We start from the raw sequence: 24,818 nt of genomic DNA, 5'->3' as shown, positions 1-24,818 counted from the left end.
AAAACGCGCCAAAAAACAAAAGGCAGAGCGCCTTGCGACGATCTGCCTTTCAACGCGATGCAGACCGGCAACGAATGCCGATCGTCGATGCGCCTTACAACTAGCTTACTCCGAAGCTGCCGATGCGGCTTCAGCCTTAGCAGCCTTCTTGTGCGCCGACTTCTTGTGCGCCTTCTTGTGAGCAGCCTTCGGTGCCGAAGCAGCAGCGGCAGCAGCCGGAGCAGCTTCCGGAGCCGAAGCTTGTGCGAATGCAGCCGTTGCGAAGAGGCCAGCGACCAGAGCGGCGATCAGTTTGTTCATGTTGTGAATCCTCAGCTTGAGTTAATTAACCAAGTGACTCGGTTTTTGGAGTCAGGTCGGTAAACGTGCCATCCACCTTTCGGTTGACAGTCTCGATCGACAATTTCGGAGAAATTCGCGAACGCGTCTGCCAGCGGTCGGGACCTCACCAGGACGGCTTGCGCACGCCGGGCAAAAGTACCTGAAGGCTGAATGCCGGATAGCTTCAGCGGCATCTGGGTCGTTTAACGCATCGCATCGCGACCCGGTTGACGCGATGTTTTCATTTCCTTTCGACCGCGTCGGCATAGAAGGCCAGGTTGATGCCAGTCAAAAAGTGCTGGCGCAACGACTATCGGGATGATGGCGTGTGCTTTGCTCGTTGCCACGGCGCGTCGGTCGGTACGTCGACGCTTTCTCCGGGCGCAATCCCGAGCGAAAAAATATCGAGCGAGCCGATCGCAACGCGCACGAGCCGCAGCGTCGGAAACCCGACGGCAGCCGTCATGCGTCGAACCTGCCGGTTCTTGCCCTCGCTGATCGCGAGTTCGACCCATGTGGTGGGAATCGATGCACGAAAGCGGATAGGCGGGTCGCGTGGCCACAGGTGATCGGGTGATGCGATGACCGACGCCCGACACGGCTGCGTCACAAAGTCGCCGAGATCGACGCCACGCTCGAGGGCGGCAAGCGCCTCGGTTCCCGGTTCGCCTTCGACTTGCGCCCAGTAGCGCTTCACGAGCTTGCGACGCGGCTCGGCAATGCGAGCCTGGAGCGCACCATCGTCGGTGAGCAGCAGCAGGCCCTCGCTGTCCGCGTCGAGGCGTCCCGCTGGATACACGCCCGGCGTCTTGACCCAGTTGGCAAGAGAAGGGCGCGTTTCGTGCGGCGAAAACTGGCAAATCGTGCCGAAGGGCTTGTTGAGGGCGATCAAACGCATAAGAGGCGAGCGGGCGAGGGAGTTTCTATTGTGGCGCGGCGCGATGTTAATGCAAAAAACTGTGTATCGGATTATGCGACCCATCCACGAGATGAAGGCTGCTCGATGCGACCAGCTCGGCCATCGATATGCGCGTTGCACATAACGCGGGCGTGAACGGTGCCGGGCGCTGGCGCTGGGCAACTCGCGATGCGTCGTCGCTTGCACGATCCGGAGGAACGATGCCTCGTTGCGGGGCGTGGGCTAGAATGACTGCCAGACCGTTACGCGAACGGGCGGACTCGCAGCGTCATTGTGCGGCTGGCCCTGCCGCGAGCATCGAGCGCACCGGATGCCGCGAGGCCGCGTGTGTCTCGCGCAGGCGCTTCGAGTGTTGAATGCCGTTGCGCCGCGAGCTACCCGATACCACTAACCAGGCCCCTAACTGGAGTCGATCATGCCGTATCAGCACATCCAGGTTCCGACGAGCGGTGAGAAGATCACCGTCAACGCGGATTTCTCGCTCAACGTCCCCGACCAGCCGATCATCCCGTATATCGAGGGTGACGGCACCGGCGTCGACATCACGCCGGTGATGCTCAAGGTGGTCGACGCTGCGGTGGCGAAAGCATACGGCGGCAAGCGCAAGCTCCACTGGATGGAGATCTACGCGGGCGAGAAGGCCACGCGCGTCTATGGGCCCGACGTGTGGCTGCCCGACGAGACGCTGGAAGTCGTGAAGGAATACGTCGTGTCGATCAAGGGGCCGCTCACGACGCCGGTCGGCGGCGGCATCCGCTCGCTCAACGTGGCGCTGCGCCAGCAACTCGACCTCTACGTCTGCCTGCGCCCGGTGCAGTACTTCAAGGGCGTGCCGTCGCCGGTACGCGCGCCCGAGAAGGTCAACATGGTGATCTTCCGCGAGAATTCGGAGGACATCTACGCCGGCATCGAATGGCCGGCCGAATCGGAAGGCGCGAAGAAGGTCATCCGGTTCCTGCGCGAGGAGATGGGCGTGTCGAAGATCCGCTTTCCGGACTCGTCGGGCCTTGGCATCAAGCCGGTCTCGCGCGAGGGCACGGAACGGCTCGTCCGCAAGGCGATCCAGTACGCGATCGATAACGAACGCCGCTCGGTGACGCTCGTCCACAAGGGCAACATCATGAAGTACACCGAAGGAGCGTTCCGCGACTACGGCTATGCACTCGCGCAACGTGAGTTCGGTGCGGAACTGATCGACGACGGTCCGTGGATGAAGGTCAAGAATCCGAAGACCGGTGGCGACGTCGTCGTGAAGGACGTGATCGCCGACGCGTTCCTCCAGCAGATCCTGCTGCGCCCCGCTGAGTACGACGTGATCGCCACGCTGAACCTGAACGGCGATTACATTTCGGACGCGCTGGCAGCGCAGGTCGGCGGTATCGGCATTGCGCCCGGTGCGAACCTGTCCGATTCGGTGGCGATGTTCGAGGCGACGCACGGCACCGCACCGAAGTACGCGGGCAAGGACTACGTGAATCCTGGCTCGGAGATTCTTTCCGCGGAGATGATGCTGCGCCACCTCGGCTGGACCGAGGCTGCCGATCTCATCATCGAGTCGATGGAGAAGTCGATTCAGCAAAAACGCGTGACGTACGACTTCGCGCGGCTGATGGAAGGCGCGACGCAGGTTTCGTGTTCGGCGTTCGGCCAGGTGATGATCGAGAATATGTGAGCGAAGCCGGCGCCTTGCGGCGCGGGTATGAGAACCCCGGCTGGCCCTCGGGCCGCCGGGGTTTTTCATTGCGCCGGACGATTACTCGCCGGATCTATTTGATAAGTGATCCGAACTATCTCGGTGCCGTTACTCCTTCACCAATCTTGTCGTGCACTATGATCCGCAAGACTATCCATCTTTTTGCCATCACTCGCCGCCATGAATCCATCGATGAAACGTAGAGCTTTTGTGTTCGGAACGCTCGGTGGCGTTGCCGCGTCGATTTTCGCGCGCAGCGCGATCGCGCAGGACGCGAGCGCCACCATACACGCTATGCCCCGCATGGGGGACGACATGGCCATGCCGGGCGGCATGTTAGCGTCTCACGTACCGCTGGCGGCTGCCGACGCCTTGCCCTCGGGCGCGCCGCTCGCCACGCTGCGCATGCTTGCAAACGAAAGCAGCGAACCGGGCCATTTCCAGGCGACGCTTGTCGCCCAGCCGGTCGCGCGGGCCATGCTCGCGGGTCAGCCGGATACGGTTTTCTGGCAATACAACGCAGCGTCCGGCGACACGGCCGGTCCGGCAGTCGGCCCGCTGATCGATGTACGCGAAGGCGACACGGTTGAGATCCGTTTCGCGAACCGCTTGCCCCAGCCAACCACGATCCACTGGCACGGCTTGCCGGTGCCGCCCGAACAGGACGGCAATCCCGCGCACCCGATCGCGCCGGGCGCGCAGCGCGTCTACCGGTTCACGCTGCCTGCGGGAAGCGCGGGGACGTACTGGTATCACCCGCACCCGCACATGCTGACGTCGGAGCAGGTATTTCGCGGACTGGCGGGGCCGATCGTCGTGCGTGCGGCGGACGATCCGTTCGCACGGTGGCCCGAGCGTAATCTGTTTGTCACAGACCTGAAGATTTCCGCCGATGGCACGATCCCGGCGAACGGGATGATGGACTGGATGAACGGGCGGGAAGGCCAGTTCGTGCTCGTGAACGGCGCGCTGCGCCCGGCGATCGATGTCGCAAGCGACGAACGCTGGCGCGTGTGGAACGGCTGTAGCGCGCGCTATCTGTTGCTTGCGTTCGATGATGGCCGCCCGTTCGCACACATCGGCAGCGACGGCGGGCTGCTCGCTGCGCCGCGCGACGGTTTGACGTCGCTGCTGCTCGCGCCAGGCGAGCGCGCCGAGCTGATCGTGCGTGCGGGGTCGGCGCCGTCCCGCGCGAAGCTCATCGCCGCCCGCTACGATCGCCGCAAGATGGCGATGTCGCACGGCAGCCTGCCGGCCGAGCCAGCCCGTGTGCTGGCCGACGTGCGTTTTGTGCCGTCGTCTGCTGCGGCGGCAACGTCGTTGCCAGCGCATCTGCGCGATATCGCAACGCTCGGGCCCGCGCGCGGCCAGCAGTCGGTCGTGTTCAGCGAGGCGATGGACATGCACGCGATGCACCAGCCGGATGCTTCGTCGCTACGCATGCCGCGCGGCATGCAGTTCATGGTGAACGGCGCCGTGTACGAACCCGGGCGCGTGACGCTCACGAGCCGTCGTGGCGAAGTCGAGCACTGGTCGATCGAAAACCGCACGGATATGGATCATCCGTTCCATCTTCACGGAACGCAGTTTCAGGTGCTGGAGCGGGAGCGGGGCGGGGTGCGCGTCGCGGAGCCTTATCTGGCGTGGCGTGACACCGTGAATGTGGAGCCCGGCGAAACTGTCCGGATCGCAACCGTCCAGCGCGACGCGGGCGATCGCATGTTCCATTGCCACATCCTCGAACATGAGGATCTCGGCATGATGGGCACGTTGCGCGTCGTCTAGTTGTGCCGCAGCGCGTGACAAAAATGTGTCACAAAAAAAGAGAAACCCGGCCGAAGCCGGGTTTCCAGGGTCTGGGTACCGAACGGATCAGGCGGCTGCCTGAATGTTCGATGCCTGTTTGCCCTTCGGGCCTTGCACGACTTCGAAACTTACCTTCTGACCTTCTTTGAGGGTCTTGAAGCCATTCATCTGGATGGCCGAGAAGTGGGCGAACAGATCCTCGCCACCTTCGTCAGGCGTAATGAAGCCGAAGCCCTTCGCGTCGTTGAACCACTTGACCGTACCGGTTGCCATACCTACTTCCCCTGTAACTCATGTCACTACCACGAGCAGTTCGAAAAGCTAAACGATCGCCCCATTGCGATCGTCCCCTCCTCACAAGCTCACCAACGGCATTTTTTCGAATTTGAAACGGCTGAAAAAAGTGCCAGCTTGATTGTTGAGGCTCTTTATTCGGCTGTCAAGAATATTTTGAGATGCACTGTGACGCGTTGTAAAGACAGCATTTCCAGGGTTTTTCCTGCTTTTCCTCGCCGCGGCACGGGTGGAGCGGGGCGTCTTGAAAAGTCGCATAATCGACGCACATAGGTTTCGTTGCAGTGCGGAAATCCCCACGATCCGTGCGGCCTCCGACGGACGGTGTCTACGGCACGGCGTAGGTTGTGCGATACTCGATTCGCCCGATGTCGCGAAAGGCCCAAGAGACAGGAAAGGGGCGCATCGGATGCACTCAGCGGGTGCATGACGAATACGCGAGAAGTGGATGAGACCGGCCCCGCAGCCGGTAGTGGCTGGATGGGGAGGGGGCGCTGCGCACCGTATACGTGCTGCGAGTTCACCGACCGGCCGGTCGGGTATCGGCAGGATTGCGGGCCTGTCCGAGTTGTTTAGAATGGGTGTATGGCGATTATCCCGGACAAGCAGGATTCAACCGTACTGGAGCGGCAGGAGCAAAAGGTCAAACCGCCCTCCATGTACAAGGTCGTGCTGATGAATGACGACTACACGCCGATGGAATTCGTCGTGATGATCGTGCAGGAATATTTCAATAAGGATCACGAGTCCGCAACACAGATCATGTTGAAGGTGCATCGTGAAGGCAGGGGAGTTTGTGGGGTCTATACGCGGGACATTGCGTCGACCAAAGTTGAGCAAGTTGTTACCCACGCACGGCAAGCCGGTCATCCGCTGCAGTGTGTGATGGAGGAAGCATGATTGCCCAGGAACTGGAAGTCAGCCTGCACATGGCGTTCATGGAAGCACGTCAGGCACGGCATGAGTTCATTACGGTCGAGCATCTCCTTCTGGCGTTGTTGGATAACCCAACAGCGGCAGAAGTGCTGCGCGCGTGTGCCGCGAATATCGAAGACCTGCGCCAGAACCTGCGCAACTTCATTCACGACAACACGCCTACGGTTCCCGGCACGGACGACGTCGATACGCAGCCCACACTTGGGTTTCAGCGCGTGATTCAGCGCGCGATCATGCACGTCCAGTCCACCTCGAACGGCAAGAAGGAAGTCACGGGTGCGAATGTTCTCGTCGCGATTTTCGGCGAGAAGGATTCGCACGCGGTGTACTACCTGCAGCAGCAGGGTGTCACGCGTCTCGATGTCGTGAACTTCATTTCGCACGGTATCGCGAAGACGAGCAGCGGCGACGCTGCCAAGGCGACCGATGCGAACGCCGAAGCCGAGGACGCTGCGGGCCAGAAGGAAACACCGCTCGCGCAGTTCACGCAGAACCTGAACCAGATGGCGAAGGACGGCCGCATCGATCCGTTGATCGGGCGCGAGCTGGAAGTCGAGCGCGTCGTGCAGGTACTGTGCCGCCGCCGCAAGAACAATCCGCTGCTCGTGGGTGAAGCGGGCGTGGGCAAAACCGCGATCGCGGAAGGGCTCGCCTGGCGCATCACGCGCGGCGAAGTGCCGGACATTCTGGCGGACGCGCAGGTCTATTCGCTCGACATGGGTGCGCTGCTCGCAGGCACCAAGTATCGCGGCGACTTCGAACAGCGTCTGAAGACGGTGCTCAAGGAGCTCAAGGAGCGGCCGCACGCGATCCTGTTCATCGACGAAATTCACACGCTGATTGGCGCGGGCGCCGCTTCGGGCGGCACGCTCGATGCGTCCAACCTGCTGAAGCCTGCGCTTTCGTCGGGCACGCTCAAGTGCATCGGCGCCACGACGTTCACCGAGTATCGCGGCATCTTCGAAAAGGATGCGGCGCTGTCGCGGCGCTTCCAGAAGATCGACGTGGTCGAGCCGACCGTCGAGCAGACCGTCGCGATCCTGCGCGGGCTGAAGTCGCGTTTCGAAGAGCACCATGGCGTGAAGTATTCGTCGGGTGCGCTCAATGCGGCGGCCGAGTTGTCGGCGCGTTTCATCACGGACCGTCATCTGCCCGACAAGGCGATCGACGTGATCGACGAAGCGGGCGCAGCGCAGCGCATTCTGCCGAAGTCGAAGCAGAAGAAGACCATCGGCAAGAGCGAAATCGAAGAGATCATCTCGAAGATCGCGCGTGTGCCGGCGCAAAGCGTGTCGCAGGACGATCGCAGCAAGCTCCAGACGCTCGACCGCGATCTGAAGGCGGTTGTGTTCGGCCAGGATCCGGCCATCGACGCACTCGCGGCTTCGATCAAGATGGCGCGCGCCGGCCTCGGCAAGACCGATAAGCCGATTGGCTCGTTCCTCTTCTCGGGTCCGACTGGCGTCGGCAAGACCGAAGTGGCGCGGCAGCTCGCGTTCACGCTCGGCATCGAGCTGACCCGCTTCGACATGTCCGAGTACATGGAGCGTCACGCGGTGAGTCGTCTGATCGGCGCGCCGCCGGGCTACGTCGGATTCGACCAGGGCGGGCTCCTCACCGAGGCCGTCACGAAGAAGCCGCACTGCGTGCTGCTGCTCGACGAAATCGAGAAGGCGCACCCGGACATTTTCAACGTGCTGCTGCAGGTGATGGACCATGGCACGCTGACCGACAACAACGGCCGCAAGGCGGATTTCCGCAACGTCATCATCATCATGACGACGAATGCGGGCGCCGAGACGATGAACAAGTCGACGATCGGTTTCACCAGCCGCCACGAACAGGGCGACGAAATGGCCGACATCAAGCGCATGTTCACGCCCGAGTTCCGCAACCGGCTCGATGCGACGATCAGCTTCCGCGGGCTCGATGAGGAAATCATCATGCGCGTGGTCGACAAGTTCCTCATGCAGCTCGAAGACCAGTTGCACGAGAAGAAGGTCGATGCGCTCTTCACCGACGCATTGCGCAAGCATCTCGCGAAGCACGGCTTCGACCCGCTCATGGGCGCGCGGCCGATGCAACGCCTGATTCAGGACACGATCCGCCGTGCGCTCGCTGATGAACTGTTGTTCGGCAAGCTCGTGAACGGTGGTCGTGTGACCGTGGATGTCGATGCAGATGACAAGGTCAAGCTCACGTTCGACGAGCATCCGGCACCGCGCAATCCGAGCCCGGAAGCGGCTGAAGTGGAATAAGCAGTTCGTCGGCGCTTAGGCTGTCGAATAGAAACGGCGCGGATCTCACGGTCCGCGCCGTTTGTTATTCGTGCGGCCGATGCTCGTGACGTCAGTGAAGACACAAAAAAGCACGCCTTGGCGTGCTTTATTCGTTTGTGGCGACGATCAGTGCTTGCCAGTGCTGCCGAAACCACCCGCGCCGCGCTCGCTCGCCGCGAAGTCGTCGACGATATTGAACTGCGCCTGCACGACCGGCACGATCACGAGCTGCGCGAGGCGCTCCAGCGGATTGAGCGTGAACGTCGTGTGACCACGGTTCCACGTCGAGATCATCAGTTCACCCTGGTAATCCGAATCGATCAGGCCAACCAGGTTGCCGAGCACGATGCCGTGCTTGTGGCCGAGCCCCGATCGCGGCAGGATCAGCGCCGCATAGCCCGGATCGGCGACGTGGATCGCGAGGCCCGTCGGCACGAGCTTCGTTTCGCCCGGTTCGAGCGTGAGCGGTGCATCGATACATGCGCGCAGGTCGAGGCCCGCGCTGCCCGGCGTCGCGTAGTGGGGCAACTGGTCGCGCATGCGTTCGTTCAGGATCTTGATGTCGATTTGCATGAATGAAAATGTGAGTTGGATTGGCGTCCGGTGGATCAGGAGCGGGATAGCTGGAAGGCTTGCGCCAGCAGTTCGTAGGAGCGCAGCCGTGCCGCGTAGCTGCCGGCGACGGTGAGCACAATAAGTTCGTCGGCGGCGAAGCGCTCCTGCACCGCGTGCATGCGCTCCACGACGCTTTCGGGCGTGCCGATGATACTCCGCGGCTTCTCACGGTCGATCACGAGTTGCTCGCGCTCGCCGTATTCCTGCGCGAGGCCTTGTTCGACGCTCGGAACCGGCGCGTTCAGGCCGAGAGCCATCTGCACGCGGCGCAGATCGACGGCTTTTTCGAGGTCGGCGGCTTCCTGTTCCGTGTCGGCGCAGATCACGAACACCGCGCAGGCGAGATACGGCGTCGCTTCGTGGCCCGCCTGGAAGTGCTCGCGATACGCGTTCGCCACGAGATGCCCGAAGTGCGCGTTGATGAAGTGGGCGAACGAGAAGCGCAGCCCGAGTTGCGAGGCGAGTGCGCCGCCGAAGTCGCTCGATCCGAGCACCCACAACTGCGGCCGCGTCTCGATCTGCGGTTGCAGGACCACGCCGCTCGCGACGTTGTCCGCCGGCAGTGTGCCGTCCATCAGCCCGACGAGGTCCTGCACCTGCTGCGCGAACACTTCGCCCCGGTTGTACTGGCCGGACGCGACGGCCTGTGCCGTGCGCATGTCGCCGCCGGGTGCGCGGCCGACACCGAGATCGATGCGGTTCGGAAACAGCGCCTCGAGCATCATGAACTGCTCGGCGACCTTGAACGGGCTGTAGTAGGGAAGCATCACGCCGCCCGAACCGATGCGAATGCGCTTCGTCACGCTGCCGAGTCGCGCGAGCATGATTTCGGGACTGGGATTGCATACGCCTTGCAGGCCGTGGTGCTCGGCGCACCAGTAGCGCGTGTAGCCGAGGTCGTCGGCGAGCTGCGCCAGTTCGACGGTCGCGGCGATGGCATCGCCCGCCGTATGCCCGGCGATGACGGGCGACTGGTCGAGTACGGAAAGGAGCGTCATGACATACCTTGCTTCGTTCGCGATACGCGCCGCTCACGCCTCGCTGACCGAAGGCGCGGCGCGCGTATCACGAAATGATGCTCTCGTCGGGCAGGCGCCGGGCGATTTCGGCGATCAGCGTCTGCGCGAGCGCCTGCTTGGCCGCTCGCGGCAGCTTCGTGCGACCGGGCGCCTCGAAGAGGATGACTTCATTGTCGTCCAGACCAAAGGTCTGCGGTCCGAGATTACCGATCAGGAGCGGCACGTTTTTGCGCACGCGTTTTTCCTCGCCGAGCACGTCGAGGTTGCCGCTTTCCGCTGCGAATCCGACGCAATACGGCGGATTCGGCAGCGCCGCCACGGACGCGAGGATGTCCGGGTTCTCGACAAACGTGAAATCGGGCACCTGGCGGTCCGCCGTCTTCTTGATCTTGTGCGTCGCGACGTGATCGACGCGCCAGTCGGCCACCGCCGCCACGCCGATGAACACGTCGTAATCGGGCACGGCGCGCATGACCGCGTCGTACATCTGGCGCGCAGTCTGCACGTCTTCGCGATAGACGCCCCACGGCGTCGCGAGCGCGACCGGGCCCGCGACGAGATGCACGTCGGCGCCCGCCTGCTGCGCCGCGCGTGCGAGCGCGAAGCCCATCTTGCCGCTCGAACGGTTCGTGATGCCGCGCACCGGGTCGATCGGCTCGAAGGTCGGTCCGGCGGTGATCAGCACGCGGCGGTGCGCGAGCACCTTCGGCGCGAAGAATGCGACGATCGCTTCATACACGGCCTCGGGTTCCAGCATGCGGCCGTCACCGATTTCGCCGCACGCCTGCGGGCCCGAATCGGGGCCGAGCGTTTCAATGCCATCTGCGCGCAGTTGCGCGACGTTGCGCTGCGTGGCCGGGTTGTTCCACATCTGCCGGTTCATCGCGGGGACGACGAGCAGTGGACAGTCGCGCGCGATGCAGAGCGTGGAGAGGAGATCGTCGGCGAAGCCGTTCGCGAGCTTCGCCAGGAAGTCGGTCGAGGCGGGGGCGATCACGATCGCGTCCGCTTCGCGTGAGAGGTCGATGTGCGCCATGTTGTTCGGCACACGACCATCCCACTGGCTCGTGAAAACCGGGCGGCCCGAGAGCGCCTGCATCGTGACGGGCGTGATGAACTGTGTCGCCGCTTCGGTCATCACGACCTGCACGGTTGCGCCGGCCTTCGTCAACAGGCGCGTGAGTTCGGCGATCTTGTAGCAGGCGATGCCGCCCGTCATGCCGATCACGAGGTGCTTGCCGGCGAGTTCGCCCGGGGTGGCAGCTGCTGTGTTCAAATCGCGTCTCCTGTGTCGACCCGAGTTAGCGCTTTAGCGCTTACCCGAGCCCCATGCATCGCACCGACCGGCGTTTTCAACGTCCGCGCCGCACGCGGCGCAGTTCGTCGAACACCAGCAGTACGGCGCCGATCGTAATCGCGCTGTCCGCGACGTTGAACGCCGGCCAGTGCCACCCGCCCACGTGGAAGTCTAGAAAGTCGATCACGTGGCCGTACATCAGCCGGTCGATCACGTTGCCGAGTGCGCCGCCAAGAATCAGCGCGAGCGCCGTGCAGAACATGCGCTGCCCGGCGTGCCGCTTGAGCAGATAGCAGATCACGAGTGCCGCCACGATGCCGAGCGCCGTGAACGCCCAGCGCTGCCAGCCGCCCGCTGTGGCGAGGAAGCTGAACGCGGCGCCCCGGTTGTACACGAGCACGAGGTTGAGGAACGACGTGACCGCGCGGCCTTCGCCGTAGCGGAACACGCTCGTAATGGCGATCTTCGTGAGCTGGTCGACGAGGATCACGATCAACGCGACGCCCAGCCACGGAGCGAGCGTGCCGCCGGCCTGGGACTGCTTCGGCAGGGTCTTGGCCATTATGCCGCGCTCCGCGTCTCACCGTTACCGAACAGATTTGCGAAGCAGCGGCCGCACAGCCCCGCATGCTCGGTGTTCGCGCCGACGTCTTCGCGGTAGTTCCAGCAGCGCTCGCACTTGAGGTACTTCGAGGTGACGACCTCGACGGCCTCATCCGCTTCGCTCTCCACCTTGACGACTTCCGCCGCCGACGTGATCAGCACGAACTTGAGGTCGTCGCCGAGCGAGGTGAGCGCGTCGTAACGCGCGCCGCTCGCGAGGATGCGCACTTCTGCCTGCAGCGACGAGCCAATCTGGTTCGCCACACGCGCCTCTTCGAGCGCCTTCGTCACGTTGCCGCGCACGTCGCGCAGAAGCGTCCACTTCGCAATCAGCTCTTCGGCTTGCGCGATGTCCGGGAACGCATGGAACGTCTCGGTGAAAATTGTTTCGGTTTGCGGCTGGAACACCTTCCACGCTTCTTCGGCCGTGAACGACAGGAACGGCGCGAGGATGCGCAGCAGGCTGTGCGTGATGTGGAAGAGCGCGGTCTGCGCTCCGCGACGGGCCTTCGAATCGGGCGCGCTCGTGTAGAGGCGGTCCTTCAGCACGTCGAGGTAGAAACCGCCGAGATCTTCCGAGCAGAACGTCTGCAGCTTTGCGACGACCGGGTGGAACTCGTAGCGGTCGTAGTGCGCGAGCACATCGTTTTGCAGCGTGTGCGTGAGCGCGACGGCGTAGCGATCGATTTCGAGCCACTCGGCTGCGGGCAGCGCGTGCTTGTCGAAGTCGAAGTCGGAGAGGTTCGACAGCAGGAAGCGCAGCGTGTTGCGGATGCGCCGATAGCCTTCCGTCACGCGCTTCAGGATTTCCTCGGAGATCGCGAGTTCGCCCGAGTAGTCGGTGGAGGCGATCCACAGGCGGATGATTTCCGCGCCGAGGCGGTTCGCCACTTCATGCGGATCGATGCCGTTGCCGAGCGACTTCGACATCTTGCGGCCTTCGCCGTCGACGGTGAAGCCGTGCGTGAGCAGGGCGTCGTAGGGCGGGCGGCCATCGAGCATCGACGCAGTCAGCAGCGACGAGTGGAACCAGCCGCGATGCTGGTCCGAACCTTCCAGATAGAGGTCGGCCGGGAACTGAAGCTGATCCTTGTGCGAGCCGCGCAGCACGTGCCAGTGCGTCGTGCCCGAGTCGAACCACACGTCGAGCGTGTCGCGGTTCTTCTCGTACAGGTTGGCGTCGTCGCCGATCAGCTCGCGCGGATCGAGCGTCTGCCACGCCTCGATGCCTTCCTTTTCGACGCGCTTCGCGACTTCTTCAAGCAGCTCCAGCGTACGCGGATGCAGCTCGCCCGTTTCCTTGTGGACGAAGAACGCCATCGGCACGCCCCATTGGCGCTGGCGCGAGAGCGTCCAGTCCGGACGGTTCGCGATCATCGCGTAGAGGCGCTGCTTGCCCCACGACGGATAGAACGCCGTCGCCTCGATGCCTTCGAGCGCCGTCTCGCGCAGCGTCTTGCCGCCGTCCTTCGGCTTCACGTCCATGCCCGCGAACCACTGCGACGTGGCGCGGTAGATGATCGGCGTCTTGTGGCGCCAGCAGTGCATGTAGCTGTGAACGTACTTCTCGCTGCGCAGGAGCGTGCCGGCGGCGTCGAGCGCGTCGACGATCTTCGGGTTCGCCGCCCAGATCGTGAGGCCGCCGAACAGCGGCAGCGATTCGATGTAGCGGCCGTCGCCCATCACCGGACTGATGATGTCCGAGTCGGCCATGTTGTGGGCCTTGCACGAGATGAAGTCTTCGACGCCGTAGGCGGGCGCCGAGTGCACGATGCCCGTGCCGGTGTCGGTCGTGACGTAGTCGCCGAGATAGATCGGCGATGTGCGCTTGTAGCCCGGATGCGCGGACGCGAGCGGGTGATGGAAACGCAGGTTCGCGAGCTTTGCGCCCGGCGTCGTGGCGATCACGCGGCCTTCGAGGTCGAAGTCCTTCATGCACGCTTCAACGCGCTCTTCAGCCAGGATCAGCAGGCCGCGCTGCGTGTCGACGAGCGCGTAGACCACTTCCGGATGGACGTTGAGCGCCTGGTTGGCGGGAATCGTCCACGGCGTCGTGGTCCAGATCACGATGCCGCCTTCCTGACGCGGCAGCGCCGCGAGGCCGAACGCGGCTGCCGTCTCGGCGGGCTGCGCGAATGGGAACTCGACGTCGATGGTCGGATCGGTCTTGTCCTTGTACTCGACTTCGGCTTCAGCGAGCGCCGAGCCGCAGTCGAAACACCAGTTCACGGGCTTCAGGCCGCGGAACACGTAGCCCTTCTCGATGATCTTCGCGAGCGCGCGGATTTCGCCGGCTTCGTTCGCGAAGTTCATGGTCTTGTACGGGTTGTCCCAGTCGCCAAGCACGCCCAGACGGCGGAAACCGGCCTTCTGCGTCTCGATCTGGCCGGTGGCGTACTCGCGCGCCTTCTGCATGACTTCCTGGGCGGGCAGCGATTTGCCGAACTGCTTTTCGATCTGGATTTCGATCGGCATGCCGTGGCAATCCCAGCCCGGCACGTAGACCGCGTCGTAGCCCGCGAGGTTGCGCGCCTTGACGATCATGTCCTTGAGAATCTTGTTCACCGCGTGGCCGAGGTGGATGTCGCCGTTCGCATACGGCGGGCCATCGTGCAGGATGAACTTCTTGCGGCCCTTCGAGGCTGCGCGGATCTTTTCGTAGATCTTGCCGTCCTGCCATTCCTTGACCCACTGCGGCTCGCGCTTCGGCAGATCGCCGCGCATCGGGAACGGAGTGTCCAGCAGGTTGACGGGGTACTTCGATTCGGACTTCTGCGCGGGCTTGCCGGAGGATGCTTTTTTGTCGCTCATGGTGAGATCACGGTGAATTCTGGGGATACTCGGGTCGGCGCGAGCGGCTTCGCCGCATAACTGCCGCCTCAGTCGCCTCGTGCGCTGCTCGCGTCATTGCGAGCGGTGCGCCGCGGCGGGGGACCCGGGCGGCGCATTGATTACGCGCGCACGGGCAGCCGGTCACCTAATTCGGTCGGTGGCCGAGGTCGCAAAACCGGTGGAACGGGTGCCCGCGGCATCGGCGCCGGCGGCGGCGAACCACGCGCGGGCGTTGACCACATCGCGGGCAATCGCTGAGGTCAGCGTTTCGAGGTCGACGAACTTTTCCTCGTCGCGCAGCTTCTTCAGGAATTCGACGCGCACGAGCTTGCCATAGGCGCTGCCGTGCCAGTCGAGCAAATGGACTTCGAGCAGCACACGGCCCGAGTCGTCGACCGTGGGGCGCACGCCGAGGCTCGCGACGCCCGGCAGCGGCTTCTCGGCGATGCCATGCACCTGCACGACGAAAACGCCCTTCGCCGCCGGCCGCTTGTGGCCGATCGGAAAGTTCATCGTCGGGAAACCGAGGTCGCGGCCGAGTTTCAGGCCGTGCACGACGTGCCCGCTGATCGCGTAGCCGCGGCCGAGTGCGGCGCGCGCCGCGTCGAGGTCGCCCGCTGCAAGCTGTGCGCGCACGCCCGAGCTGGAGATGCGCGCACCTGACGGGTCGGCCACGGTCGCCATCTGCTCGACTTCGAAGCCGTACTGACGGCCCGCGATCTTGAGTGACTCGAAATCGCCGGCGCGTTTGGCGCCGTAGCGGAAGTCGTCTCCGATCAACATCCAGCGGGCATGGAGGCCGCCGACGAGGACGCGCTCGACGAACGCATCCGGCGACTGGCTCGCGAACGTATGGTTGAAGTGCTCGACGACGACGCGGTCCACGCCGTTATCGCGGAGCGCTTCCAGCTTGTCGCGCAGCATCGCGATGCGCGGCGGCGCGCCGGCAGGATTGAAGAACTCGCGGGGGTGAGGCTCGAAGGTCATCACACAGACGGGCAGGCCGCGAGCGTCGGCTGCCGCGCGCACGCGCGCGAGCAACGCCTGATGTCCGCGGTGGACACCGTCGAAGTTGCCGATGGTGAGCGCGCAGGGCGCGCGGCTTTCGGCGTTGGGAAGACCGCGGAAGACTCTCACGATTGCGGAACGGACCGTTAATGTGGCTGGTGTGACGTTGTCACGTGCGGCGAGCGGGCCGCGACGAAACAGAAGATTATAAACGCTCGGGCGGTCAGCCGCCCCGGTACGGGCGTCGGAGGCCGCCCTCAATGATAAAATCCGCGGATGAAAAATCTCGTCATCCTGATTTCTGGACGGGGCAGCAACATGGAAGCCATCGTGCGCGCCTGTGCGCACGAAGCGTGGCCGGCGCGCATCGCCGCCGTGATTGCCAACCGCCCTGACGCCACGGGCCTTGCGTTCGCGGCTTCGCACGGCATTGCCACGGCGGTGGTCGATCATCGCCAGTATTCGGATCGCGCTGCGTTCGACGCGGCGCTCGCACAAGTCATCGACGGCTATCAGCCAGACCTCGTCGTGCTCGCCGGCTTCATGCGCGTGCTGACCGACGGGTTTGTCGCGCATTATTCGGGTCGGATGCTGAACATCCATCCGTCGCTGCTGCCGAGCTTTCCTGGTCTCAAGACGCATCAGCAGGCCCTCGACGCGGGCTGTCGCGTGCATGGCGCGACGGTCCATTTCGTCACGCCGACGCTCGATCATGGGCCGATCGTCCTGCAGTCGGCCGTGCCGGTCTGCGCGGGCGACGACGCGGCGGCGCTCGCCGCGCGCATCCTCAAGACCGAGCATCTGATTTACCCGCGCGCGGTGCGCTGGTTCGTCGAAGGGCGCCTTGCGCTCGACGACGGACGCGTGACGCTCACGCCGCCCGAGCCGCAATGGCTCTTCCTTGACGACACCAACACGAACGCACAAATCGCCGGGGAGGGCGCATGAGGCTGCATGGATTTCTGATCGGACAAACCGAAACGTTGCTCGCCGACGTCCTCAAGTTCACCGGCCCCGCCGACGCCGTCACGAGCCGGTTTTTCCGCGAGCATCCGAAGCTCGGCCACGGCGAGCGCGGCGTGATCGCCGAAGCGGTGTTCGCCGTGCTGCGCCGCCGCATGGAGTTCGCGCATCTGGCCGAGAGCGGCACGGGCAGCCCGACGCGGCGCCTGGCCCTGCTCGGCCTGATGGCGACGGCAGGCCGATCGGCTGTGCGCCCGTTCGTCTCGGACGCCGAGGCGAACTGGCTCGAACACGTATCGAAGGTCGATCCGGCGAGCCTGCCGCAGCGCGTGCAACTGAACTTGCCCGAGTGGATCGTGCGGGCGCTCGAGACGCGGTTCGATGCCGCCGAACTCGCGCAACTGGCTGCCGCGCTGAACTACCCGGCGCCGCTCGATCTGCGCGCGAACCCCATCAAGGCGAGCCGCGACGAACTGCTGCGCGCGCTCGCCGATGCCGGCATCGATGCCGGTGAGACGCCGTTCGCGCCGTTCGGCGTGCGCGTGGCGACCAAGCCGGCCCTCGCGAAACTCGATGCATTCAAGAACGGCTGGTTCGAAGTGCAGGACGAGGGCAGCCAGCTTCTGTGTTCGCTCGTCGCGCCGCGCCGTGGCGAGATGGTCGTTGATTTTTGCGCGGGCGCGGGCGGCAAGACGCTCGCGCTCGGCGCGATGATGCGCTCGTCGGGGCGTCTCTACGCGTTCGACGTCTCGGATCGCCGGCTTGCGAAGCTGAAGCCGCGCCTTGCGCGCAGCGGGCTCTCCAACGTCAATCCGGTGCTGATCGACAGCGAGCACGATTCGAAGATCAAGCGGCTCGTCGGCAAGATCGACCGCGTGCTGGTCGATGCGCCGTGCTCGGGCCTCGGCACGCTGCGCCGCAATCCCGACCTCAAGTGGCGGCAGACGCCCGAGTCGGTCGCCGAACTCGCGCCGAAGCAGTTGTCGATCCTCACGAGCGCCGCGCGTTTGCTCAAGCGTGGTGGCCGCCTCGTCTACGCGACGTGCAGCATCCTCGAAGCCGAGAACGAGGCAGTCGTTAAGCAGTTCCTCGAAGCGCATCCGGAGTTCGTCCTGGTGAGCGCGCGCGACGTGCTCGCCGAGCAGCGCATCGGCCTCGACACGGGCGAGTACCTCAAGCTCTGGCCGCACCGCCATGCCACCGACGGCTTCTTTGCTGCCGTGCTGGAGCGTCGCGGCGAAGCAAAGCCGAAGACGAAGACGGCGCAGGCCGAAACCACGCCGGAGGAATCGGCGGTGGTGAGCGAGGCGACCGAGGCGATCGCACGGGCGAGCGACGTCGTCTCCGCGCCGGACTCGGCGCTCGACTAAGAGCGCCCCGGTAGTGGTTAGTCACAAGTACGAACGCGCGGCCCGCCCGGCCGCGCGCGAACACGCATCATGATCGAGAACCGTTTGCTGTCCCACATGCTGGGCGGCGTATTCCGCGACTTCGGCCAGCCAGTCATGCTCTGGCAGGCGGGCGTGCTGGTCGTCGCGCTCGTCGTGGCCTTTGTGCTCGCGCGCGTCACGCGGCGTGCCCTCGAAAGGCGGCGCCAGAAGCGCTACGGCACGCTGCCCTTCGGCGCGGAGAGTCTCAGCAAGGCCCTGTTTCCGCTCATCGGCGCGGGCTGCGTCTGGATCGCAGGCGCGATCGCGAGCAACTTCATCCACACGTCGCTCCTCAATCTCGCGCTTGTGCCGCTGCTCGGCATCGGGCTCATCTACATCGTGTTCTTCCTGGCGCGACGGGCGTTCGGCAGCAAGGGTGAAACGCACGCGCTGCTGTCCATCGTCGAAAAGGTCGTCTCGCTGGTCGTCTGGGTCGCCATGGTGCTGACCGTGCTCGGCATCCAGGACGATGTGCTCGACTGGATGGCGAGCGTGCGCTTTCGTATCGGCACCGCGCACGTCACCCTGCTTTCTCTCGAAAGCGGCGTGCTGTGGGTCGGCGTAACGATGGTCGTGGCGATCTGGGCGGGCTCGGCGCTCGAAGACCGCCTCATGCGCGCCACCACCCTCGACGCCAACGTGCGCGTCGTGCTCGCGCGCGTCGGGCGCGCGCTGCTGATGTTCGCTGCGGTACTGCTCAGCCTCTCGATTGTCGGCATCGACATCACGGTGCTGGGCGTGTTCGGCGGCGCGCTCGGCGTCGGCCTCGGCTTCGGGCTGCAGAAGATCGCGAGCAACTACGTGTCGGGCTTCATCATCCTGATCGACCGCTCGCTGCGTCTTGGCGACACGATCAACGTGGGCAGTCTCGCAGGCAAGGTCACGCAGATCCGCACGCGCTACACGGTGGTGCGGGGCCTCGACGGCGTGGAGACGCTGATTCCGAACGAAAAGCTCATCACCGACGTCGTGCAGAACCAGTCGTCATTCCTGACGCGCGGCTACGCGAAGGCGGCGGTACAGGTCGCCTACGACACGGACCTCGATTTCGCGATGCCGCTGCTCGCCAGCGCGGCCGTGGGCGTGGACCGTGTGCTGGTCGATCCGGCTCCGACCCCGTATCTCGTGGGGTTCGGCGCAGACGGCATCGACCTCGAACTGGGTTACTGGATTGCCGATGCCGCCAAGGGCACGGCGGGCGTGCGTTCGGCCGTGAACGTCAATATCTGGCGTCTCTTCAAGGAACACGGTATTTCGATTCCGTTTCCGCAGCGCGAGGTCCGGATCGTCGGCGGGGAAGAGGCGCCTCGTGCACCGGAACCGGACGCGCAAACGCAGCCGCCCGCATGCGACAAAATGGCGCAGAAAAACGGTGTAGCATAGCGCCGCATCCGCGTATTCCTGCGTTGACGAGCGCGGGCGGATAGAAAAGAATTCCTATTTGTTACAAACACTTGGAGCGGTTCTAGTAGAATGCCGTCCAGGCGTTTCCAACGCTTTCATTTTCCTGACTCCGGCGACCTTGCAAAACCGAAGTTGCCGAATTCCCTCGTTCCACGGGTATAGACCTTGTTGAATTCCCTGCTCGATTTCCTGGCCCACGGGCTGTTGCATTTCTCGTGGTGGCAGATCCTGCTATTCGTCGCCGTCGTCACGCACATCACGATCGTCGGCGTGACCGTGTACCTGCACCGTTGCCAGGCGCACCGTGCGCTCGACCTGCATCCCATCGCGAGCCACTTCTTCCGTTTCTGGCTGTGGATGACCACCGGCATGCTCACGGGCCAGTGGGCCTCGATCCATCGCAAGCACCACGCGAAGTGCGAAACCGAAGAAGATCCGCACAGCCCGCAGACGCGCGGCATCTGGAAGGTGCTGCTCCAGGGTGCGGAACTGTATCGCGCGGAAGCGAAGAACGAAGAGACGATGCGCCGCTACGGCCACGGCACGCCCGATGACTGGATGGAGCGCAACGTCTACAAGAAGTATTCGGTCCTCGGCGTGAGCATGATGATGGTGATCGACGTCGCGCTCTTCGGCGCGGTCGGGCTGACCGTGTGGGCCATTCAGATGGCGTGGATTCCGTTCTGGGCGGCAGGCGTCGTCAACGGTATTGGCCACTTCTGGGGTTATCGCAACTTCAATTACGCGGACGCCAGCACGAACCTGTTCCCGATCGGCATCATCATCGGTGGCGAGGAAATGCACAATAACCACCACACGTTCGCGACTTCCGCGAAATTCTCGAACAAGTGGTACGAGTTCGACATTGGCTGGATGTATATCCGGATGATGCAATCCGTCGGGCTGGCCAAGGTCAAGAAGGTCGCGCCGTCGCCGCGTCTCACTCAGGGCAAGCTCGTGCTCGACCAGGAAACGCTGCAGGCCGTGCTGTCGAATCGCTACGAAGTGATGGCGCGTTACGCCAAGGCCGTGAAGCAGGCGTATCGCCAGGAGCTCGCGCACCTGAAGGAAGCCGGCGCGCGCGAGAAGTACCAGTTGATGCGCGGCGCGCGCAAGTGGTTCGACAAGGATGAAGCGAACCTGGACGAGCCGCAGAAGCGCCAGCTTCCGCAGATTTTCGCGAACAGCCAGAAGCTGCGCACGTTCATCGAACTGCGTAACGAGCTCGCGGCGATCTGGGAGCGTTCGAGCGCCTCGCGCGAACAACTACTCACGCAGCTGCAGGATTGGTGTCATCGTGCCGAGCAAAGCGGTATCCAGGCGCTCCAGGAATTTGCTTCGCGCCTTCGCCGCTACGCATGAGACGTTAGAAAATCAATTAGAATTCAGGTACGTCACAAAACCCCGCGCTGGCGGGGTTTTTCTTTTGGGGCCGCGAAAACCTGCGCTGTTTGCAGGGGTTTTCTGCGGCCAGGCGGCAGGCAGCAACGAACTTGCATGGGACCAGAGGAAGCGCTCTGCATGGGCGCGGAGTCAGTGCCAAAGCACTGAGTTCCGGCCGACAGCTAAAGCGCTATCCAGGGTCGACAGAGGACATCATGAATCAGGTGATCAGGAAGGTCGAATATGACCGCCCGCAGGGCACCGTCTGCAGCGTCGGACAGGCTTGGGCACGCGTGCCCGATGCGCCGTCCGCGGCACAGCGCGTTGCATTGAAAGAGCGCATCCGCGCGCTACTCAAGCGAGAGAAGGCGGTGCTCGTCGCGCACTATTACGTCGATCCTGAATTGCAGGAGCTGGCGGACGAAACCGGCGGTTGCGTTGCCGATTCGCTCGAAATGGCGCGCTTTGGCCGCGATCACGACGCGCAGACGCTCGTCGTGGCGGGCGTGCGCTTCATGGGCGAGACCGCGAAGATCCTGAGTCCGAATAAGCGCATCCTGATGCCGGATTTGGACGCGACTTGCTCGCTCGACCTCGGCTGCCCCATCGACGAATTTTCCGCGTTCTGCGACGAGCATCCGGACCGCACCGTCGTCGTCTATGCGAACACGAGCGCCGCAGTGAAGGCGCGCGCCGACTGGATGGTGACCTCGTCGATCGGTCTCGAGATCGTCGCGCACCTGCACGCGAAGGGCGAGAAGATCCTTTGGGCACCGGACCGTCATCTCGGCGGCTATATCCAGGAGAAAACCGGCGCCGACATGCTGATGTGGCAGGGTTCGTGCCTCGTGCACGACGAGTTCAAGGGCATTGAACTCGATTTGCTGCGCGCCGAGTATCCGGACGCGAAGGTGCTCGTGCATCCCGAGTCGCCGGCGGGCGTCGTCGCGCTGGCCGACGTAGTCGGCTCGACCACGCAGCTGATCGACGCGGCCGTGAAGCTCGATGCCACGCGTTTCATCGTCGCGACCGACCTCGGCATTCTGCACAAGATGCGCCTCGCCGCTCCGGGCAAGACCTTCATCGAGGCCCCCACGGCCGGCAACAGCGCCACCTGCAAGAGCTGCGCGCACTGCCCGTGGATGGCGATGAACGGCCTCGAAAATCTCGCGGACGTGCTCGAGCGTGGCCACAACGAGATCTTCGTCGATGCCGCGTTGGGCGAGCGCGCACGCTTGCCGATCGACCGCATGCTCGCGTTCGCGGCCGAGCACAAGCGCCGCGTGCAGGCGAGCGGTGACCTCGCGCGCGATGGCGCACTTTTCTCAAATGTGGGGGCGGCGTAAATGGGTGCGATGGAGCTGATCGGCGTTGAGGCGGCGTCGCCGTTGCTGGCCGAGGTACGTGCGCAGTACGGTGCAGCGCTCGATGCCGCGATAGCGCGCAACGTGGCCGAGGCGCTGGCGGAAGATATTGGCACCGGCGATGAAACGGGCCGCCTGGTCCCCGCCGACGAAATGCGTGACGCGCGCATCATCGTGCGCGAGGAAGCGGTGCTGTGCGGCGTGCTGTGGTTCGACGGCGTGGTGCGCGGCGTCGATCCGCGCATCGAAGTGCGCTGGCACTATCGCGAAGGTGATCGCATGAGCGTCGACTCGACGGTCTGCTCGCTGCGCGGCCCGGCGCGTGCGTTGCTCACCGCCGAGCGCAGCGCCATGAACTTCCTGCAGATGCTTTCGGGTGTGGCGAGCGCGACGCGCCGCTATGTGGACGCGATCGCGCACACGCAGGCACGCATCGTCGACACGCGCAAGACGCTGCCAGGCCTGCGTCTCGCGCAGAAGTACGCGGTACGCGTGGGCGGCGGTGCGAACCAGCGGCTCGCGCTTTATGACGGGATCCTCATCAAGGAAAACCACATCGCTGCCGCAGGTGGCGTGCGCGCCGCGATGGATGCCGCGCTCGCACTGAACGCAGGCGTGCCGATCCAGATCGAAGTGGAGACGCTCGCTGAACTCGATGAAGCGCTCGCACACGGCGCAAAGTCGATCCTGCTCGACAACTTGGCGATCGACACGATGCGCGAAGCGGTGCGGCTCACGGCCGGCCGCGCGGTGCTGGAAGGCTCGGGCGGCGTGAATTTCGACACCGTGCGCGCGATCGCCGAAACGGGCGTCGACCGCATTTCAATCGGTGCACTGACGAAGGACGTGCGCGCCACCGACTTTTCAATGCGGATCGTCTGAGCGTACGCGACTGGAATGCAAAAAGGGCCGCCTCTTGCGAGGCGGCCCTTTGCTTTTGCGGCGCTAACGCGCTCAGTTGACCGTGCGGTTGCGCACGTGCTCGGGCGAGAGAACGCTCGGCAGGGCTTTCGGCAGCGTATTCGGCCAGTCACGGCTGTAGTGAAGCCCGCGACTCTCGCGTCGCGAGCGCGCGCTTTCAACGATCAGCGATGCGACTTCCACGAGATTGCGCAGTTCCAGCAGATCGCGCGTCACACGGAAATTCGCGTAGTACTCGAGAATTTCGTCGCGCAAGAGGGCGATGCGGTGCTGGGCGCGCTCGAGCCGCTTGTCCGTGCGCACGATGCCGACGTAGTTCCACATCAGGCGGCGCAGCTCGTCCCAGTTGTGGGCCACGACGACTTCTTCGTCGGAGTCCGACACGCGGCTCTCGTCCCAGTCGGGCAGCGGCGCGTGTGCGGAAGCGCCGAAGCCTTCTGCCTCGATCGCGTCTGCCGCCGAGCGGCCAATCACGAGACACTCGAGCAGCGAATTGCTCGCGAGCCGGTTCGCGCCGTGCAGCCCTGTGTACGACGTTTCGCCGACCGCGTAGAGGCCCGCGAGATCGGTGCGTCCCGCGAGGTCGGTCACGACACCGCCGCAGGTGTAGTGCGCGGCCGGCACGACGGGAATCGGTTCCTTCGTGATGTCGATGCCGAACTCGCGGCAGCGCGCGAGGATCGTCGGAAAGTGTTCTTCCAGGAAAGCCGGGGGCTGGTGGCTGATGTCGAGATGCACGCAGTCGATGCCGTGCTTCTTGATTTCGAAGTCGATCGCGCGCGCAACGATATCGCGCGGCGCGAGTTCGGCGCGCGGGTCGTGCGCGGGCATGAAGCGGGTGCCGTCGGGCAGGCGCAGCACGCCGCCTTCGCCGCGTACGGCTTCGGAGATCAGGAACGACTTCGCGTGCGGGTGGAAAAGACACGTGGGGTGGAACTGGATGAATTCCATGTTCGCCACGCGGCAACCAGCGCGCCAGGCCATGGCGATGCCGTCGCCGGTCGCGGTGTCGGGATTCGTCGTGTAGAGATAGACCTTGCCGGCGCCGCCCGTCGCGAGGACGGTGTGCGGCGCCTGGATCGTCACGGTGCGATCGTTCTGCAGATCGAGCGCGTAAAGGCCGTGACAGCGGCGCCCGGGCAAGCCGAGGCGGTCGGACGTGATGACGTCGATCGCCTGATAGTCCTCGAGCATCGTGATGTTCGGGTGCGCCCGTGCGCGCTCGATGAGCGTCTGCAACACGGCATGACCCGTCGCGTCTGCGGCGTGGATGATGCGGCGATGGCTGTGGCCGCCTTCGCGCGTCAGGTGAAAGCCCAGTTCGGCGGCGGCGTCCTTCGTGAACGGCACGTCCTGCTGGATCAGCCACTCGATGGCCGCGCGGCCATGCTCGACGATAAAGCGCGTTGCGCCTTCGTCGCACAGACCGCCGCCAGCGACGAGCGTGTCGCCGACATGGTTCTCCACGCTGTCGGCCGAATCGAGCACAGCGGCGATGCCGCCTTGCGCGCGATCGCTCGCACCTTCGGATGCAGCGCGCTTCGCGATCACGACGACGCGCCGCGTGTCGGCGAGGTTCAGCGCGACGCTCAAGCCAGCGAGCCCGCTACCGACGATCGCAACATCAAAATTCATGGTCCTGCTTCTCCATCTCTTGTTCTACTGCGGCGCGCGGTGCGGCCGACGAAGCGGGAAGCATACTCCGAACGGTGACCGAAGGAAAAGCAGCAT

General features: G+C 64.2%; 20 protein-coding genes. 10 read left to right on the top strand and 10 right to left on the bottom strand.

The features are described 5' to 3' along the window. Positions 1 to 105 precede the first annotated feature (105 nt). Together L0U80_RS11490 and L0U80_RS11485 are read right to left on the bottom strand one after the other, a co-directional pair. Positions 106 to 300: a hypothetical protein gene (locus tag L0U80_RS11490; protein ID WP_233864181.1), complete on the bottom strand. Its 195-nt coding sequence runs from the start codon at positions 298 to 300 to the stop codon at positions 106 to 108. Between the two features lie 331 nt (positions 301 to 631). Further along, positions 632 to 1,219 carry a pseudouridine synthase gene (locus L0U80_RS11485; RefSeq protein WP_233864179.1) on the bottom strand — a complete coding sequence of 196 codons (588 nt, stop codon included), beginning with the start codon at positions 1,217 to 1,219 and terminating at the stop codon, positions 632 to 634. Positions 1,220 to 1,655: 436 nt separating this feature from the next. On the opposite strand from L0U80_RS11485, the gene icd reads away from it, so the two are divergent. Both icd and L0U80_RS11475 read left to right on the top strand, forming a co-directional pair. Continuing rightward, a complete protein-coding gene (gene icd, locus L0U80_RS11480; protein ID WP_233864178.1) occupies positions 1,656 to 2,912 on the top strand; it encodes an NADP-dependent isocitrate dehydrogenase in 1,257 nt (418 codons plus the stop codon). Between the two features lie 213 nt (positions 2,913 to 3,125). Continuing rightward, positions 3,126 to 4,718, top strand: coding sequence for a multicopper oxidase family protein (locus tag L0U80_RS11475; RefSeq protein WP_233864177.1), 1,593 nt, complete (start codon positions 3,126 to 3,128; stop codon positions 4,716 to 4,718). 87 nt (positions 4,719 to 4,805) lie between these two features. Here L0U80_RS11475 and cspD read toward each other — a convergent pair whose 3' ends face one another. Then, the gene (cspD, locus tag L0U80_RS11470; RefSeq protein WP_017776809.1) at positions 4,806 to 5,012 is read right to left on the bottom strand and encodes a cold shock domain-containing protein CspD; all 207 of its coding nucleotides are present in this window, start codon (positions 5,010 to 5,012) and stop codon (positions 4,806 to 4,808) included. 606 nt (positions 5,013 to 5,618) lie between these two features. On the opposite strand from cspD, the gene clpS reads away from it, so the two are divergent. Further along, a complete protein-coding gene (gene clpS, locus L0U80_RS11465; protein WP_124149280.1) occupies positions 5,619 to 5,933 on the top strand; it encodes an ATP-dependent Clp protease adapter ClpS in 315 nt (104 codons plus the stop codon). Further along, positions 5,930 to 8,227 carry an ATP-dependent Clp protease ATP-binding subunit ClpA gene (gene clpA, locus L0U80_RS11460; protein WP_233864176.1) on the top strand — a complete coding sequence of 766 codons (2,298 nt, stop codon included), beginning with the start codon at positions 5,930 to 5,932 and terminating at the stop codon, positions 8,225 to 8,227. Before clpS ends, clpA begins: the two co-directional genes overlap by 4 nt. Before the next feature lie 147 nt (positions 8,228 to 8,374). On the opposite strand, the gene dut is transcribed toward clpA, so the two are convergent. The 6 genes from dut to L0U80_RS11430 form a co-directional block, all read right to left on the bottom strand. After that, positions 8,375 to 8,821, bottom strand: coding sequence for a dUTP diphosphatase (gene dut / locus L0U80_RS11455; protein ID WP_233864175.1), 447 nt, complete (start codon positions 8,819 to 8,821; stop codon positions 8,375 to 8,377). Positions 8,822 to 8,856: 35 nt separating this feature from the next. Beyond that, complete coding sequence (locus L0U80_RS11450) at positions 8,857 to 9,861, bottom strand: LLM class flavin-dependent oxidoreductase (protein ID WP_233864174.1); 1,005 nt, start codon at positions 9,859 to 9,861, stop codon at positions 8,857 to 8,859. Positions 9,862 to 9,928: 67 nt separating this feature from the next. After that, entirely contained in the window at positions 9,929 to 11,158 is a 1,230-nt protein-coding gene (coaBC, locus tag L0U80_RS11445; protein WP_267954686.1) for a bifunctional phosphopantothenoylcysteine decarboxylase/phosphopantothenate--cysteine ligase CoaBC, read from the bottom strand. A gap of 76 nt (positions 11,159 to 11,234) precedes the next feature. Then, on the bottom strand, positions 11,235 to 11,741 hold the full coding sequence (lspA, locus tag L0U80_RS11440) for a signal peptidase II (RefSeq protein WP_233864173.1): 507 nt from the start codon (positions 11,739 to 11,741) through the stop codon (positions 11,235 to 11,237). Continuing rightward, positions 11,741 to 14,593 (bottom strand): isoleucine--tRNA ligase, encoded by a 2,853-nt coding sequence (gene ileS / locus L0U80_RS11435; RefSeq protein ID WP_233864172.1) that lies wholly within the window; start codon positions 14,591 to 14,593, stop codon positions 11,741 to 11,743. The genes lspA and ileS overlap by 1 nt, the downstream gene beginning before the upstream one ends. Positions 14,594 to 14,755: 162 nt before the next feature. Next, on the bottom strand, positions 14,756 to 15,751 hold the full coding sequence (locus tag L0U80_RS11430; RefSeq protein ID WP_233864170.1) for a bifunctional riboflavin kinase/FAD synthetase: 996 nt from the start codon (positions 15,749 to 15,751) through the stop codon (positions 14,756 to 14,758). 147 nt (positions 15,752 to 15,898) lie between these two features. Between L0U80_RS11430 and purN the strand changes: the two genes are divergently transcribed. The 6 genes from purN (at position 15,899) to nadC (ending at position 23,048) form a co-directional block, all read left to right on the top strand. Beyond that, a complete protein-coding gene (gene purN / locus L0U80_RS11425; RefSeq protein WP_233864168.1) occupies positions 15,899 to 16,570 on the top strand; it encodes a phosphoribosylglycinamide formyltransferase in 672 nt (223 codons plus the stop codon). Beyond that, positions 16,567 to 17,955 carry an RsmB/NOP family class I SAM-dependent RNA methyltransferase gene (locus L0U80_RS11420; RefSeq protein WP_233864166.1) on the top strand — a complete coding sequence of 463 codons (1,389 nt, stop codon included), beginning with the start codon at positions 16,567 to 16,569 and terminating at the stop codon, positions 17,953 to 17,955. Before purN ends, L0U80_RS11420 begins: the two co-directional genes overlap by 4 nt. A gap of 69 nt (positions 17,956 to 18,024) precedes the next feature. Next, the gene (locus tag L0U80_RS11415) at positions 18,025 to 19,398 is read left to right on the top strand and encodes a mechanosensitive ion channel family protein (protein WP_233864164.1); all 1,374 of its coding nucleotides are present in this window, start codon (positions 18,025 to 18,027) and stop codon (positions 19,396 to 19,398) included. Positions 19,399 to 19,584: 186 nt separating this feature from the next. Continuing rightward, on the top strand, positions 19,585 to 20,781 hold the full coding sequence (locus L0U80_RS11410; protein ID WP_233864161.1) for a DesA family fatty acid desaturase: 1,197 nt from the start codon (positions 19,585 to 19,587) through the stop codon (positions 20,779 to 20,781). 236 nt (positions 20,782 to 21,017) lie between these two features. After that, complete coding sequence (gene nadA, locus L0U80_RS11405) at positions 21,018 to 22,148, top strand: quinolinate synthase NadA (protein ID WP_233864160.1); 1,131 nt, start codon at positions 21,018 to 21,020, stop codon at positions 22,146 to 22,148. Beyond that, positions 22,149 to 23,048, top strand: a complete 900-nt coding sequence (gene nadC, locus L0U80_RS11400; RefSeq protein ID WP_233864159.1) for a carboxylating nicotinate-nucleotide diphosphorylase — start codon at positions 22,149 to 22,151, stop codon at positions 23,046 to 23,048. 72 nt (positions 23,049 to 23,120) lie between these two features. Here the strand turns inward: nadC and nadB are convergent, their stop codons facing one another. After that, the gene (nadB, locus tag L0U80_RS11395) at positions 23,121 to 24,722 is read right to left on the bottom strand and encodes an L-aspartate oxidase (protein ID WP_233864158.1); all 1,602 of its coding nucleotides are present in this window, start codon (positions 24,720 to 24,722) and stop codon (positions 23,121 to 23,123) included. Positions 24,723 to 24,818: the final 96 nt, after the last annotated feature.

The sequence above is a fragment of the Paraburkholderia adhaesiva genome (assembly GCF_021390575.1).
Lineage (GTDB): Bacteria > Pseudomonadota > Gammaproteobacteria > Burkholderiales > Burkholderiaceae > Paraburkholderia > Paraburkholderia adhaesiva.
Note: the sequence above shows the minus strand (reverse complement) of the source record. Positions and strands in the feature narration are given on the sequence as shown.